The organism is Actinomyces succiniciruminis, from assembly GCF_900002405.1.
Classification (GTDB): domain Bacteria; phylum Actinomycetota; class Actinomycetes; order Actinomycetales; family Actinomycetaceae; genus Actinomyces; species Actinomyces succiniciruminis.
Genome location: NZ_LK995462.1, coordinates 1 through 15,559, shown reverse-complemented (window position 1 = coordinate 15,559; position 15,559 = coordinate 1). Strand labels below are relative to the sequence as shown.

Sequence of the window (15,559 nt, the reverse complement as noted above, 5' to 3'; positions counted from 1 at the left end):
GGCGGGGTTGGTGGCAATCGCCTCCCACTGGGCACGCTGAGCCGCCATACCGGCCCGTACCGCCGGCTCGATGTCCGCCGGCGAGACGGCGCCGAAATCGGGCAGTTCCAGGTCGAGTTCCCAGGGGCGGGCGAAGGGGTTGGTTTCGGGGAGTGCGTCCGCCGCAGCGGGATCGGCCTGAGTCATGGGAGTCATCCTGCCACGCGCTCCGGCCCATCCCAGGGAGCACTAGGCTCCCGCGGCTCGTCGGCCAGCAGCGAGCCGGTCCACTCGTCGAAGCTGCGCCCGTTCTTGCGGAAGACGCCGCGGCGCCGTCCCTCTCGGACGAATCCAAGCCGCCACGCCGTCCTCCAGGAGGCCCAGTTCGGCAAGTCGTCATCAATCAGACACGCCCAGCCCAGGACGGGCAGGGCGAAGGGGCCGTCCGGATCGAACAGGAGGTCAATGACATCTGTAAGGGCGCGATGCATCGTGCCGCGACCGCGGGCGTCCGAAGCGAGCCAGTAGCCGATCTCGCCGCGACCGCTGTCCGTGACCAGGACGCCGAGCATTCCCACCAGACAAGGGTTTCCGTCCTCGGCGTCGAGCTCCCGGATGGCCCAGGTGTAGGTCCGGTCCGACTCCCAGCCCGGCGTGACCACCTTCTCGATGAAGTCGGTGGCGTCCTGCCGCGAGTAGGGAAAGGGGATGGTGGTCCACCTCTGAATATCCGGCTCCTGGCAAATGTCCGTGATGCGGTCGGCATCGGCGAGCGTCGGAACCGACAGCATCAGCGCGGGCAAGTCGGCGCCGGCGCGACGTGCGGCGGGGATCCGGATGTCGAGGGGTTGCATGACGTGAGCCTACGCGGCACCGGCCCACCACACCGGACGACGGCGGCTGCGTCCCGGGACTCTTAGAGGCCGAGCACGCCGGGAACGTCCGGCGGGAAGAAGCCGGGCCCCTTGAGGACCTTGCCGTCCTCCCGGTAGATGGGCCGACCATCCGCCCCGAGCTTGGACATGTTGGAGCGCTGCACCTCGGCCAGCACCGCGGCCAGGTCGATGCCGGTCTCCAGCGCCATGCCGTAGATGACATAGACCAAATCGGCCAGGGCGTCGGCGGCCTCCACCGTGTCGCGGGTGCCGTCGTCGGCTGCGACGGCGCGCCGGTAAGCGGCCTCGACCTCGCCGCGGGCCGCCTGCCCATAGACGGCGCCGACCAGCTCACCGAACTCCTCGGCGATCAGGCTCATGCGCATGTGCAGGCTCTCGCGGTCCAGACTCGGCCCATCCGTCCGGATGGGCAGCCCGTAGGTGGAGTGGAAGCGGCGCACCAGCGCCTCGGGGTCGTCGCCCTCGCGCTCACCGACCGGGTCGGCGGCCACCAGTGGCGTGGCGGCGCCGTGCGTGTGCGAGGAGCCGGCCACCTGCCCGCCGACCGTGACGGGACCGTCCCAGGGGGCGGCGGGGCGGCGCGGGTCGGCGGGCAGGAGCGTGCCCACCCATCCGTCGTGCAGCACGCCGTCGTTGGCGAGGAAGGAGCGCACTCGCCCCTCACGGCGGAAACCCAACCCCCAGGCGACCCGCCAGGACGCCCAGTTCGGCACGCCGTCGTGAATGTCGCAGCGCCAGCGCAGGGCGACGGCGTGCAGTGGGCCGTCCGAGTGAAAGGCCGTGTCGATGAGCGCGCGTGCCGCCCGAGAGACGGTGCCGCGACCGCGGGCCTCGGGAGCGAGCCAGTAACCAATCTCCCAGGCGCCGTCGGCCTGTCCGGAAATGCTCATCATGCCCACCAACAGGGCGGAGCCGTCGGCGGCGACCTCGCGCACCGCCCAGGTCAGGTCGTTGCCGGCCTCCCAGCCGGCCCGCACGATGCGGTCGATGAAGTCCTGCGCCTGCGCGCGGGTGTAACCGCGCGGGACGGTGGTCCACTCCTGAATGTCGGGATCCTGGCAGATCTCCGCCACCCGGTCGACGTCGGCGCTGGTGGGAACAGACAACAGGAGCGCGGGCAGGTTGGCGCCGTCGCGGGTCTCGGCGGGCACGCGGATCTCGAAGGGCTGCATGCGGCGAGCCTACCGGCGCCGCCTGCACGCGGGCAGGCGGTCAGGCCGCGGCAGTCCGTCCGACGGCGTCGAGCCGGCGTTCAGTGGATACGACTAAGGGCCACGACCTACTGGCCGCGGCCCTTCGAGCGGGTGTCCGAGGGGGGACTTGAACCCCCACGCCCTTTTAGTCAGGCACTAGCACCTCAAGCTAGCGCGTCTACCTATTCCGCCACTCGGACTTGTGGTCACCGCCGCAGGGCACAGGCCCGCATTGCTGACTGAGGAAAGTTAACACGCTCCGGGCCAAGGCGGGCAAATCCGTCCCGGGTGCCGTGCATCACAGGGACGCGACGGTGATACGGGTACCCAGCGACAGCGATTCCCCCGGCGCCAGGCGCACGGCATTATCGCCCACCACGGCACTCTCCACACACAGCATGGAGGCGAACTCGTCGTCATCCAGGTCCGTCAGGGCGGCGGCGCCGGCACTCCACGGGTTCCACACCACGGTGTTGGCTGCCCCCACACCGATCACGCTCACTCGGCGCCCCAAGGCCGGGTCGGTGAGTGTGACCGGGGCGCCGGAGGCGTAAACGCGGTCCGTCTGCCCGGTGATGCGCAGCGGGCCGTGTTGCACCTGGCCGGCCTGGCCGGTCACCTTGTCCAGATAGGTCGCTCCCTCCAGGCCCGCCACTTCCACAGCGGTCACGTCCCCCACCGCCAGGTAGGTGTGCAGAGCGGCCTCCACCGGCTCGTCCGCCCCGGGACCGCCGGTGCGCCGCAGGGACAGTGATAGGCCCAGTTCCTCCCCCACGTCTACGGAGTACAGGGCGGCGATGCCGTCACGCTCGAGTGTGAACAGGGCCTGCACACCGCCGCCCGGCCGTGACTGCACGCTGGACAACTGCCAGGGCGAGATCCGCCCCCACCCGTGGGAGGGGCGCCGATCGCCACTCACACCCGCCCCGAACCAGGGCAGGCACAGGGGGACGCCGCCCCGGATCGGAGCCGCGCCGTCGAAGATCGCCCGGCGCGAGGTGAAGATGACCGGCCTGCCGCCGCGCGGCGTCCAGGCGGTCAGGTGCGCTCCGTGCAGGTAGATCTCGGCACTGCCGGCGGGTGCGTCGATCAGCAGTCGTGGCTGACCGCCCCGGCCCGGGGTCAGGGCGGTGGTCCGCGGCAGGCGGGGGCGTGTGGCGTGCGTGCTCATGGGTGCCACGCTAGTAGTCTGAGCCGCGTCCGCGAGCGAGAGCGAGCCGAGAAAAACATGCATGTAACCGCCGGAGCCGGTCGCGAGGACCGTCAACTCCCCCTGCCCTACGCCCCGACCGCCGCCCTGTTCGATCTGGACGGCACCCTGATCGACTCTGCGCCGGCCATCCTGGCGGCACTGGAGTTGGCGTTCGACGAGTTGGGCCTGCCGAAGCAGACGCCGGCGGAGCTGATGCGCTTCGTCGGCCCGCCGCTGGTGGACGGCTTCCGACTTAACGCCGGACTGACCGGCACGGCCAACGCCGAGGCGGTCGCCACCTACCGGCGCCACTACCGCGATGCGATGCTCGACTCCCCCCTGTACGACGGCGTGGCCGAGTTGGTGCGTGCCCTGCATGCCGCCGGGGTGCCGCTGGCGGTGGCGACCTCAAAGCATGAGGGCTACGCGCGCGAGATCCTGGAGCACGCCGGTCTGCTTGACTGCTTCAGCGCGGTCAGCGGGGCGGCCGCCGGGGACCTGGGCGGCCGGAAGGCTCAGGTCATCCACGCCGCCATTGAGCGTCTGGCCGAGGCGGGAGCCGACGTCAGCCGACCGGTGCACATCGGCGACCTCGATCACGACGTCGCCGGCGCCCGGACGGAGGGCATCGACTGCATCGGGGCCCTGTGGGGCTACGGCAACCCGGAAGTCCTGCGCGGCGCCAAAGCCCTCGCCGCCACCCCGGCCGAAGTGGGCGCACTGCTCGGAGTGGAGGTTTGAGATGGCGGACGCTATAGACAAGCCGGAGCAGGCCGACCCCGCACCCCCGCCGGAGCCGACCAACGGAACGGAGCCGCAGCGGCCGGAATCGGACTCGGCGCTGCACCACTTCACCTCCCGGCTGCGCGAGGGGCGCGACGTGCTGGACCGCACCATCGACCGGGCCGAACGCGCCCGGCTGGACGCGCGCGAACAGCAGTTGCGCTACGAGGGCGCCTCCACCGCCGACGCCGCGGACGCAGACGGCGAGGCGGCAGCCGGTGCGCCTCGCTCCTCGCCGCTCGACTCGCTGCCCTCCTGGCTGGTACGCGGCGGGCTCGGGGCCTGGCTGCTGCTGGGGATGATCATCATCATCGGCCTGGTGTTCTTCGCCACCTCCCGGGTGGTCCCCGTGTTCGTGGGCGTGTTCATGGCGCTGGTGCTCACCTCGATCCTGCAGCCGTTGGTGAACCTGTTCGCCCGGGTCATGCCCCGCTACCCGGCAACCTTCCTGGCGCTGCTCACAGCCCTGGCCCTGGTGGTGGGCATGGTCACCTACGTGGTGACCTCGGTTACCAACCAGTGGAACACGCTGGCATCGCAGTTCTCGGACGGCGTCGACACGATCGTGGACTTCATCGTCAACGGCCCCCTGCCGCTGGACCTGACCCAGCAGGAGCTGATGGGGCGGCTGCAAGACCTGCTGCGACAGGGACAGAACTATCTGGCGAACAACGCTCCCAGCCTGGCCACCGAGGTGCTGTCCAACGCCGGCACGGTGGTGAACATCTTCGCGGTGCTGGCGCTGGCAATCTTCTCCACGATCTTCTTCCTGGCCTCCGGCGGGCGCATGTGGCGGTGGTTCCTCAACGAGTTGCCGGCCCGCATACGCGAGGATGTCCACCACGCCGCGGGAGCCGGCTGGTACACCTTCGCGGGTTACGCCCGCGGCACCGTGCTCGTGGCACTGACCGACGGGATCATGGCGGGAATCTTCCTCCAGGTCATCAGCGTGCCGCTGGCCGCGCCGCTGGCGGTGCTGGTGTTCATCGGCGCCTTCATCCCGATCATCGGCGCGCCGACGGCGATGATCATCGCCATGGTGGTGGCACTGGCCTCCAAGGGCTTCATCACCATGGTCGTCGTGGGCCTGGGGGTGGCCGGTATCGGCCAGATCGAGGGGCACATCCTGCAGCCGCTGATCATGGGGCGACAGGTGTCGCTGCACCCGGTGGTGGTCATCATTGCCGTGGCCGTGGGCACCTATTCGGCGGGCCTCCTCGGCGCGATCGTGGCGGTGCCGCTGGTGAGCGTGGCCTGGTCGATGTACTCCGAGCTGCACACCAAGGACGCGCCGGTCGTCGGCGAGCTGCCCGCCTACACCGGCGACAAGGACTGAGCGACGCGCTGATCGCCCAGCTGGCGCGACCGCCTCAGCACCAGTCGCGGCTGCCCGGTGAGGTGACTCCCGGCAGCACCTCCAGGTGCTCGGCTACCAGGGCGGTCACGCCGTCACCGGACTCGACCATGCCCCGTGCAACGAGGGCTGCGGCCCGCCGGCCGACGTCGCGATAGCGGCGCCACATGCCGGCGGGACAGATGACATTGAGCAGGCCGGTCTCATCCTCGAGGTTCAAGAAGATCGTGCCGGCTGAGGTGTTGGGGTGCTGCCGGTGGGTGACGAGCCCGGCCACCCGTACTCGGCGCCCCGACTCGTGGTGCAGGACCTCCGCGACGGTGAGCACGCCGGCGGCGGTGAGCCGGTCGCGCTGAAAGACGATGGGTGAGGCCTCCGTGGAGACCCCGGTCAGGCGCAGGTCGGCGTCCTGCCGCTCCCGGGCGGTCATGTCGGCCAGGCGTGGAGCGCGGGCGCCGACGGCGGTGCCGGGCAGGGGCGGCTGGTACCAGGCGGTCCGCTCACGACCGACGGCATGACGCTGCCCGTACTCCTGGGACAGGGCACCGGCCGCCCACAGGGCCTCGCGGCGGGCGACACCAAGGGAGGCCAGGGCTCCGGAAGCGGCCAGCGCTTCAAGACGGGAGCGGCTCAGCCGCACGCGGCGGGCGAGGTCGGCGACGCCGGTGTAGGTGCCGTGGGCGGTGCGCTCGGTGACGATGGCGGCGGCGACGTCGTTCCCCAGCCCCTTGATGGGTGCCAGGCCCAGGCGGACGGCCAGGTCGGGGTGAACATCGAGGGGGCTGAGGGCATTGGGGTCGGCGGGCGGGGCGGCAGCGTCGTCCTGGGGCTCGACGCAGGCCTGCTCGCGTGAGGCGTTGACGTCGGCGGGCAGTACCCGCACGCCGTGGCGGCGGGCATCGGCGACCAGAGTCTGTGGGGACCAGAACCCCATGGGTTGGGCGGCGAGGATACCGGCGTAGAAGTCCTCGGGCTTGCGGACCTTCAGCCAGGCGGAGGCGTAGACCAGGTAGGCGAAGGAGAAGGCGTGCGATTCGGGGAAGCCGAAGTCGGCGAAGGCGCGGAGCTTGTCAAAGATGGTCTCTGCGGTCTGGTGGTCGATGCCTCGTTCCTGCATGCCGCTGACTAGCCGCTCATGCAGGGCCTCCATGCGTTCGACGGAGCGCTTGGCACCCATCGCCTGCCGCAGCGCGTCGGCCTCGGCCGGGCTGAAGCCGGCGGCGTCGACGGCGATCTGCATGAGCTGCTCCTGGAACAGCGGAATGCCCAGGGTCTTGGCCAGGGCGGGCTTGAGGGACTCGTGCAGGTAGGTGACCTCCTCTCGGCCCAGGCGGCGACGGATGTAGGGGTTGACGGCGTCGCCCTGGATGGGGCCGGGCCGGATGAGGGCGACCTCGACGACGATGTCGTAGAACTTGCGCGGGCGCAGGCGGGGCAGGGTGGCCATCTGGGCGCGGGACTCGACCTGGAAGACGCCGACCGTGTCCGCGGCGCTGAGCAGCCGGTAGACGGCCGGGTCCTCCTCCGGGAGCGTGTGCAGCCCCCAGGGGCGGCCCCTCTGGGCGGGGCGCAGGACTCCCCCGGTGGCGAGGTCGGGCACCGTCTCGCCACGCTCGGCAAGACTGGTGAAGGCCAGTCGCAGCGCGGTCAGTTCCCCCAGTCCCAGCAGGTCGAATTTGACCAGGCCCGCGGCGGCGCAGTCATCCTTGTCCCATTGCAGGACGGTGCGCCCCTCCATGGCGGACCAGCGCACGGGGCAGACCTCGGTGACCGGGCGGTCGGCGAGCACCATGCCGCCGGAGTGGATGCCCAGGTGCCGGGGCAGGCGCAGCAGGTGCTCGGCGACGTCGAGGACCTGCTCGGGAGGAGCATCCGCTGCGGGGCCGTCCTCGGTGCGAACCTTTCTCCAGTGGTAGGACATCCGGGAGGCCCAGGCGTCCTGCAGCCCGGCGGGGTGGCCAAGTGCCCGGGCGGCATCACGGATCGCGGAGCGGGGCCGGTAGGAGATGACGTTGGCGACCTGGGCGGCGTAGTCGCGCCCGTAGTGGGCGTAGACGTGCTGGATGACCTCCTCGCGGCGGCAGGCCTCGATGTCGAGGTCGATGTCCGGGTAGCCGGCCCGCCCCGGGGAGAGGAAGCGCTCGAAGAGCATGCGGTGGCGGACGGCATCCACCGCCGTGATGCCCAGGGCGTAGCAGACAGCCGAGTTGGCGGCGCTTCCCCGCCCCTGACACAGGATGCCGGCGCTGGCGCAGAAGTCGACGATGGAGCGGACGATGAGGAAGTAGCCGGGGAAGCCGAGGGATTCGATGACGTCTAGCTCGTGGGCGAGGATCCTCCAGGCCTCGGGGTCCTCCGCCTCCGTGCCATACCGCGCCAGGGCACCGCGGCGGGTGAGCTCCCGCAGCCAGGTGGCGGGGGTGTGCCCCGCGGGCACCTCCGGGTCGGGCAGGCCGGGGGCTACGAGGGCGAGGTCGAAGGCGAGGTCCTGGGCGATCTCGGCGGCGGCGTCGACGGCGTGGGGCGCCCGACGGTGCAGCCGGGCCATGTCCTGTGGGCCGCGCAGCCAGCGGCCGATGGCGGGCAGGTATCCGCGGGCGTTTTCGAGGTCGGTGCGTAGCCGGGTGGCGGTGAGGACGTCTGCGAGATGGGAGTCGGCCGCGCGGGCACAGCGCACCGCGCCGGTGGCGACGAGTGGGAGGTGGTGCTCGGAGGCCAGCTTGGTCAGGACGGCGGTCAGGGCTGCGTCGGTGGGTCCGCCGTCAAGACAGATCTCGACGGCGACGCCGTCGTGGCCGAAGAGGTCAACCAGGCGCCCGAGGGCGGCGTCGGCGGCGGCGAGGTCCCAGGCGTCGGGGCGATGCGGGTCGCCGAGGGCACGACGCAGTGGCCCGTTGACAGTGCCGGTGAGGACCAGGCAGGTGGAGTGCAGCTCGTCTGCCAGGATCGGCAAACGGTGAGCTGGGTCGGTACGGTGCCCGGCGGCGAGATTGTGGCGGGAGATGGCGGCGCACAGGCGGTGATAGCCGAGTGGGCCCCGGGCGAGGATCGGCAGGTGGGCGCCGTCTTCGAGGGTGAGTTCGGTGCCGTGAACGGTGGGGATTCCGTGGGCACGGCCGGCCTGGGCGTGGCGGACGATGCCGGGCATGCCGTCATGATCGGTCAGAGCTAGGGCTTCCAGACCGAGTTCGACGGCGGCGGCGACGAGGTCCTCGGGCTCGTTGGCGCCGTCGAGGAAGGAGTAGGCGGAGTGAGCATGTAGTTCGGCATAGCGGTGGGTTCCGGTAGTGCCTGCCTGCCCCGCCGTACCGGTGAGGGCCATGGTGCCGCCGGGCATTTGCGGGAGCGCACCGGAACCGCGGCCGCCGATATCGGTATCGAGACTCATGGAAGTGGTCCTCATGGTTATGGAAGTCATGGAAGCGGCCCGCATGAACGTCCTCGGAAGAGCCGCTGGGTCTGGTGCCGCCAGTGGCTAGAACCTCACGCCCCCAACGGCTCGGGCCCTGCACCACCAACGACTAGAACCTCACGCCGCCTTTCCGGGACGTGTTTTAGAAGGGCGGGATTTGGTCAAGTAATGGAGCTAACCCCAGATCGTGGAGGGCTTGGGGAAAGGGGGCGGTCTCGAATGCGCCGATGGGGTGCCCGGGCCGGGGCCCACGGCTGACTACTTGCGGGGGTTGCGGGGGCCGACCGGGACGCCTGCTGGGACGCGTGGAGGCGCCGCCAGGCGCCTCGGCAATAGCGGCACCGGAGCCGACAGCGGGGGCGGCTTCCTGAGCTGCGCCACCGGAACCGGCGGCTGAGTCGACTTCCTGCACTGTGCCACCGGAATCGGCTTCCTGAACTGTGTCACCGGGACCGGCGGCGGGGCCGCCTTCCTGTACTTGTGCTTGTTCCTGTGCTTGCGCAGCCAGACTCAAGCCGTGCTCAAGCCGACTCACCACTGCGCTGTCGACCGCGTCGGCTAGGTGTTGGGGTGCCTGCTGGGCGGGCATGGCCAGTTGACGCGGCCCGACGCGCCGGGGCAGGAGGGTGATGGTGCCGTCGGGGGTGCGCCGGTAGCGGGCCCCGGTGGGGGTGGTCCAGATCAGCACGCCATCGCCGTCGGCCGTGTTCTGACGGGTGAGGGTCCATCCGGGGGTGTGCTTGAGGCGGTGGTGGGCTTGGCACAGGGTGGTGAGGTTATTCAGGCTGGTGGCCCCACCGGAAGCCCAGGGGGTGATGTGGTCGGTGTCGCAGCGGGCTGCGGGGGTGGCACAGCCGGGGAAGACGCATTCCTGGTCACGGGCTTGCACCAGGTCGCGTAGGCCGGCTGGGGGCCGATAGTGAGTGCGGCCAACGTCCAGTACCACCCCGGATAGTGGATCGGTGACCAGCCTGCGCCAGGTGCCGCCGGCTGCCAATGCCCTGGCTGTGGCGGCAGGAACCGCCACGCGACCGGTGCCGACCACAACCTCCGCCGCCCCAGCCTTCTCGGCTGCCTCGACGGCCCGGGGGACGGTAGCAGCCCCTCCGGATCCGATCCCAGCCGCCCGTGTGACCTCTTCGGGTAGGAGCTGGTTCAACGGCACGGTGACGTCAACGTTGACGCTGATTCCGGGTGGCGGGAACACGGGGGTGATGCCAGAGGGCGTCCACCAGGGACGAGATGGCTCCACCAGGCTGCTTAGCGCCCCCAGTAGGCCTGGCAACGGCACCCCATCCGGCAGCAAACCAGCAGCCCCCGGCCCAGCCGTCGCGAGGGCAGGGCCAGTCCCACTGACGGCGGTGGTGAAGGCACTGACGTCATTGGCGTTTGCAGTTCGACAGGCCAGGTTTTGGCTGCCCTGCAAGGTGCGCAGGGTCATGCCGGTGATGGCATCGGCCCGCAACTGAGACAGGGACCGGCTGTCGCCGGCGGCTCGTGCGCTGGCGGCGATCGCGTCCAGGGTGGCGTCCAGTAGTAGCGCGTCCAGGCTTGGCAGTAGCAGACGCATTTCGTGGGTCCCCTCACCGGCCGGACGGGGCCGGGTCACCCGCCGCCCCGCCACATCTCGCCTACGGCGAGTGCTAGCACCGTTGGGGTCGAGGGCGGCCAGGGCCCGATCAATATCCCGCCCCAGCTGCGAACAGGTGCGGCGTGGAGCACGGGCCAGCACCCGTTCCTGCACCGCTGCCGCCGTGTCGGGGTTGACGTCCTGCAGGCGGCGGACGATCAAGGCAGTCTTGGAGGTGTCCAGTAGACCGGCCCGGTGCAAGGCCTCCGTGGCTACGAACTCGGGTTGCAGCAATGCCTGGCCACGGTCCAGGAGTAGGTCCACACTGCTGCGAGTAGTGCCGAGTCGGGCGGCGATTTCCCCGCTGGCGGTGAACCTGCGCTCATCTTCGGTAATGAACTGCTCAAGCCGGCCGCCCGGCCCCCAGGGCGGGGTGCCGCGGTTCATCTCTGCTGTCCGGGTCAGGCAGGCGGCCGCCACGCCCTCCGCCCAGGCCGCCCAGGCACCCAGCCGGTGGCAGGCCCCTACCAGTTCGCTGAGCACCTGGCCACCCAAGCAGGCCAGCGCATCAGCCCCCGCGCCCTGTCCCCAGTCCATCCCCAGCCGCCCGGCCGCCTCGGCCAGCGTCCGCTCGGCCGGGCTGGTGACCGCTGCCAACACAGCGTCGGTATCGGGGATACTCAAAACCTCATTGGCGTCCGCCGCGCCATCGGTGTCATCAGTGGCGACGTCCGGGTGGGCGGGCACCAGCAGCACCGACAACAGGCCCTCAATCAGATCTGCCAGGTCAGCGCCCGCCGGCACCCCCGACAGACGACCGACCAGGTCCTCAACCTCACCATCCATCCGGGATCCTGCCGCATGGCGAGGTTGAGGACTTGCCAGGGGCCCGGCCGTCAGCTTCGCGGCAGCAGGCGACGTCACCCGACCCGCCCGGGCACGCCGGGCGGGCTGGCTCTCAACACCCCTACCTTCGAACATATGTACACAGTAGCGCGAGGGTCCGACACGAATTCGCCCCTCACAGCCCTAAACGCACCCACATCAGTGAGACGTGCATCACATTTCTCGCGCATTCCTCGGCACCCAGCAAGCCGCTTCAACCGGACCCGCATCGGTTCAGTCCGCCCCGGCACCACACGACACACCCTCCAACTCAAGCCACCGACACCGCAGCGATGGCAAGCACCGCCAGAATCCAGGAGGTCATTGAGCCGATGAGGAACTCCTCCGCCTTGCGGCCGTCCTGATCCTTGTTGATCTCGGGAAAGCGGATCACACCCTTGGCAGCGATGACCGCCGCAACCGCTGCCTGCGCTCCGGCTGCCGCGAGCAAGAGGATGAGGATGCGCTCAAGCGGTCCGATCCAGCGGCCACCACGCATCGCCACAACCAGCGGCGACAGCGTGCCCGCGGACGAGTTGGAGCCCCGAGCGAGATTGAGGACGGCCGACACCAGCTCATTCGCCGGCGCCCCCAGGAGAATGACCACGCCCGCCACGGCGCACGCCCGCGCCGCCGACGTGCCGACGGGGGCGGCTAGCACGGCACAGGCCCCACAGCCGACGGCGAGTGCAATGAGCGACACCGCCCCGCCCCACTCACTGGGCGCGAGCATTTCCCAAACGCTCCACACCACCGGGACGACGATGGCGACCACGACACCGGCGGCCGCAAGTCCCAGTGGTCCCCGGGCCAGGAGAATCCCGACGGCGACGAGCGCCCCGGTCCCGGCGGCGATTGCTACGGCTCGCCGCCCCGGGCGTCCCTCGCCGAAGAGTCGCCGCGCCAGCACCGGCAAGGTGCTGGCGAGCCCGGCGAGTAGCAGTACGAGCGCGGTCATTGCTGCACCGCCTGCGGTTCGCGTCCCGTGCGCGCCACGGCGACAGTGTCAAGCAGGGTGTCTAGCAGGGTTTGCCCCTCGATGAGGGCGGCCCCCGGCCCGCGGAAGAAGTCGGAGACGGCCTGCTGGCTGACCTTCTCCGCCCGAGCCACCTCGACCTGGGTGGCGCCTGCCAGGAGCGCTGCGGTCATGCGCCGCTGTCGCGGTCGCAGGCGGGTGACGGCCTGGTCGCGCAGCAGGAGCAGCGCATTGACGATCGCCTCAACCTCCTGCGCATCGCTCGGGACGACGGCGTCCTGAGCCACACGCAGCCAGCTGCGGCAGAACTCTCGGCCCGCGTCTTGGACGGCGTGCGCCTGCTCGATGGCCTCGCGTGCCGCCCACCAGGCGCTGCCGTCCTGAATGGTGGCGCCAGCGCCGTCGGCGTCGGCGGAGACCGTCTCCACCCGTCCGGCACCAATGCCGAAGCGCAGGGCCAACCCCTCGGGAAGAAGCAGTTGGACGCGCACAGTGAGCGTCAGGGCGGCGGGTAGCGAGGCGGCGATGGCCTGAAACTCATCACCTACGGTTGCGATGGGCGATTGCGGCAGCGCCAGCCCCGCGGCCGCCCGCGTGAGCGCATCGGCGAAGGTGGCCTGCGCGGCGTGCCGGTCGGTCAGACGCCGGGAGCCGACGATGTCGGCGATGATGGCGTAGTAGACATCCACGTCTCCACGGTATCGCTTGTATTTCCCCCAATACAAGGACCTCCCCGGAAGTGCACTCTGGCCCGCATATCCCGGTGTGCGCCGGCTCGCGCGTCGCGGCCCGGCACCCTCCCCGGCCCTCACTCCCCCGGCAGCACGCCCCCGAATTCCAGATAGCACTTGCCGCACAGGGACTCGTAGGTGACGTCGACGCCGTCGATGGCGACCTGATCGCCGTCGAAAACGAACTCCTCCCCCACCTTGCGGGCATTGAAGATGGCCTTGCGCCCGCAGCGGCAGATCGTCTTGAGCTCCTCCAGCGAGTGGGCGATCTCCAGCAGGCGCCGCGATCCGGGGAAGCTCACGGTGCGGAAGTCGGTGCGGATCCCGTAGGCGAGCACGGGGATGTCGTCGATGAGCACGATCTCCATGAGCTGGTCGACCTGCAGCGGGGTGAGGAACTGCGCCTCGTCGACCAATACGCAGTCGACGGTCTCACGCGGGCCGGCCTGCGGGTCGGCGGCGCGCTCCCCCAGGGCGGCCCGGCGTACCAGGGCGCGCACGTCGTCGTCGGCGGTGACGAGCAGGTCGACGCGGCGAGTCATCCCCAGGCGGGAGACCACGGTGTCATCGCCCTTGGTGTCGATCGCGGCCTTGACCAGGAGTACCCGCTGCCCGCGCTCCTCGTAGTTGTAGGCGGTCTGGAGCAGTCCCGTGGTCTTGCCCGAGTTCATGGCACCGTAGCGGAAGTAGAGCTTGGCCATGCGTGTCCTGATTCCTCTCCCGGAGCGGGCGCAAGTCCCTCTCCGCAGCCTCCGGTGCCCGCCCGTCGGGTCCGGGGCGACCCGCGGTAGATGCTACCGGCCGACCGCGCACTCCCCCGCACCCGCTCCGCCGCAGTCCCGCGTCACAGGTAGCGCCCAGGGCGGGCCTATAGGCTCGCGTCTAATGCAGCAAACCATCGCCGTCCCGCAGCGGGACCTCCGTCCGCTTCTCGCTCTTATGGCGACGGCGGCGGCCGCCGTGTTCGCATGGCTGGCGGTGAGCACCGAGTGCGGATACTCCCCGGCCGTCTACGATCCGGCGGTTACCGCCTGGGCGGTGCAGGCACGGCACGGGCTGGTCACCGCGGTGGCGTGGCCGGTCACTCAACTGGGCGGCACGCTCGGGCTGACGCTGCTCACCACGGCCGTATGCGCGTTCCTGCTGTTGCGCAGGCATTGGCGCCGCGCCCTGGTGCTGGCCGGGGCCATGGTCGGCTCTTCGCTGCTAACGGTGATACTGAAGCTCGTCTTCGCCCGCACGCGCCCATCCACCGCGCTGCTGCTGGGCGACCCCGCCTCCTCCTGGTCGTTCCCTTCCGGGCACTCGTTCAACACCGGAGTGTTTGTGGGCGTGCTGGCGGGATTCGCGCTGGTCTCGACGGCGTCGCCGGCCCGCAAGGCGCTGGCGGGCGTAGCGGCGTGCATGGCCGCCGCCGCTGTGGGCCTGTCGCGCGTGTACCTGGCCTACCACTGGTTGACGGACGTATTGGCCGGCTGGGCCATCGCCCTGGCGTGGTTGTGCGTGGTCGGCATCGTCACCCTCACCGCGCTGGGACCCCGTCAGGAGTAGACGCCGTCGACCCACCAGCGGCCCGCACAAGCGAGTAGCAGAGGCGGGCCGACGTCGGTGACAACCTGCAGGTAGGCGCGGCGCAACGCGCCCCCGGGACGCCACCAGTGCTCGTCGACCGGCCAGGGTCCCGCCCAAGACACGACCCGTCGCTCCCCGCGCCAGTACTCCAGCGGCTCACCCCATCCGTCCCATGCGGGTGGGGCGGCGTCCCCGCGAGCGCGCTCCAGGTCGACGCGTGCCGGCGCGGCTACCAGCTGCCCCTGGGCATCGACGCCGACGTCGTGCCCGCCGTCGTCGAGCAGGCGGGCCGGCAGCGGCGCAGGGGGAACCAGGGTGGGCGAGGGGGCGGGCAGGGCGCCGGTCCAGGGAGCCGTCTCCGCGGCCGCACTTCCGGGGCCTGTTTCACGGATGTTGTTCGCACCGCCGACGGATGTCTCCCCCCAGCTGACGAGGGCGGTGCGCGAACGCGGATCCCGTCCGGGGCGCAGCACGGGGACGCACACACCACCGGCACCGAGGAGGGATTCGACGCGTCCGGCCGCACGGTGGGCTCGGCGTTCAACCTGCTCCCCGGGCCGGGTCCACAGGCCGGCCTGGGCGGCGCCCGCGGGAGTGAGCTCTAGGGCAACGAGACGCAGGCGGGTCAGGGGTGCGGCGGGCGGTCGGCCGGAGCGACCGGCCAGCCAGCCCTCCAATTGCCAGCGCACGCGGTCGGTGAGGTCGGCGGGCGCGGGCGTGGTGCCCAGCAGCCAGGAGCGGCCCAGCTCTGCCCCGTCCTCGCACTCTGCCTCCACCCGGAGGCGTCCGGCCGACAGGCCCAGCGCGACAAGACGCTGGGACAGTTGCTCGGCGAGGGAGCGGGCGGCCCAGGCTGCGGTGTCGGCCCGCGCGATGGGAGGGTCCAGCGGGGTCTCGGCGACGACGTCGGCAGCGGGGCGGGCGGCCCGGGGCAGGGTCTCCCAGTCTCCGGAGGCGAGGCGGTGCAGGCGCTCCCCAGCAGGCCCGAAGCGGGCGGCGACGTCGCGGCGGGGCAG

At 70.9% G+C, this 15,559-nt stretch carries 12 protein-coding genes, 1 tRNA gene and 1 pseudogene; 3 read left to right on the top strand and 11 right to left on the bottom strand.

The features are described from left to right. The 5 genes from BN1056_RS14495 to BN1056_RS00680 all read right to left on the bottom strand — a co-directional run. On the bottom strand, positions 1-186 hold a 186-nt coding region (locus BN1056_RS14495), incomplete at its 3' end, for a hypothetical protein (protein ID WP_244671420.1). A 5-nt stretch (positions 187-191) separates the two neighbouring features. Further along, positions 192-833 (bottom strand): GNAT family N-acetyltransferase, encoded by a 642-nt coding sequence (locus BN1056_RS00695; protein WP_210578281.1) that lies wholly within the window; start codon positions 831-833, stop codon positions 192-194. A gap of 62 nt (positions 834-895) precedes the next feature. Then, positions 896-2,047, bottom strand: a complete 1,152-nt coding sequence (locus tag BN1056_RS00690) for a bifunctional GNAT family N-acetyltransferase/nucleoside triphosphate pyrophosphohydrolase family protein (RefSeq protein ID WP_210578279.1) — start codon at positions 2,045-2,047, stop codon at positions 896-898. A 133-nt stretch (positions 2,048-2,180) separates the two neighbouring features. Further along, positions 2,181-2,268: transfer RNA gene (locus tag BN1056_RS00685), tRNA-Leu, on the bottom strand. Positions 2,269-2,366: 98 nt separating this feature from the next. Beyond that, positions 2,367-3,239, bottom strand: a complete 873-nt coding sequence (locus BN1056_RS00680; RefSeq protein ID WP_210578277.1) for a D-hexose-6-phosphate mutarotase — start codon at positions 3,237-3,239, stop codon at positions 2,367-2,369. Positions 3,240-3,296: 57 nt separating this feature from the next. On the opposite strand from BN1056_RS00680, the gene BN1056_RS00675 reads away from it, so the two are divergent. After that, complete coding sequence (locus BN1056_RS00675; RefSeq protein ID WP_244671419.1) at positions 3,297-4,001, top strand: HAD hydrolase-like protein; 705 nt, start codon at positions 3,297-3,299, stop codon at positions 3,999-4,001. 1 nt (position 4,002) lies between these two features. Further along, a complete protein-coding gene (locus BN1056_RS00670; protein ID WP_210578276.1) occupies positions 4,003-5,379 on the top strand; it encodes an AI-2E family transporter in 1,377 nt (458 codons plus the stop codon). A gap of 34 nt (positions 5,380-5,413) precedes the next feature. On the opposite strand, the gene BN1056_RS00665 is transcribed toward BN1056_RS00670, so the two are convergent. The 5 genes from BN1056_RS00665 to BN1056_RS00645 form a co-directional block, all read right to left on the bottom strand. Further along, entirely contained in the window at positions 5,414-8,719 is a 3,306-nt protein-coding gene (locus BN1056_RS00665) for an error-prone DNA polymerase (RefSeq protein ID WP_210578300.1), read from the bottom strand. Between the two features lie 232 nt (positions 8,720-8,951). Continuing rightward, complete coding sequence (locus BN1056_RS00660; RefSeq protein WP_210578275.1) at positions 8,952-11,225, bottom strand: HNH endonuclease signature motif containing protein; 2,274 nt, start codon at positions 11,223-11,225, stop codon at positions 8,952-8,954. A gap of 310 nt (positions 11,226-11,535) precedes the next feature. After that, complete coding sequence (locus tag BN1056_RS00655; RefSeq protein ID WP_210578274.1) at positions 11,536-12,222, bottom strand: hypothetical protein; 687 nt, start codon at positions 12,220-12,222, stop codon at positions 11,536-11,538. After that, positions 12,219-12,929: a SatD family protein gene (locus BN1056_RS00650; RefSeq protein WP_210578273.1), complete on the bottom strand. Its 711-nt coding sequence runs from the start codon at positions 12,927-12,929 to the stop codon at positions 12,219-12,221. Before BN1056_RS00650 ends, BN1056_RS00655 begins: the two co-directional genes overlap by 4 nt. Before the next feature lie 119 nt (positions 12,930-13,048). Continuing rightward, a complete protein-coding gene (locus BN1056_RS00645; protein WP_210578272.1) occupies positions 13,049-13,672 on the bottom strand; it encodes a thymidine kinase in 624 nt (207 codons plus the stop codon). A 184-nt stretch (positions 13,673-13,856) separates the two neighbouring features. Here BN1056_RS00645 and BN1056_RS00640 point away from each other — a divergent pair, with 184 nt between their 5' ends. Then, positions 13,857-14,522 (top strand): phosphatase PAP2 family protein, encoded by a 666-nt coding sequence (locus BN1056_RS00640; protein WP_210578271.1) that lies wholly within the window; start codon positions 13,857-13,859, stop codon positions 14,520-14,522. Here BN1056_RS00640 and BN1056_RS00635 read toward each other — a convergent pair. After that, a pseudogene (locus BN1056_RS00635) lies at positions 14,513-15,559 on the bottom strand (DNA polymerase Y family protein); the annotation flags it as partial. The gene BN1056_RS00640 and the pseudogene BN1056_RS00635 overlap by 10 nt on opposite strands.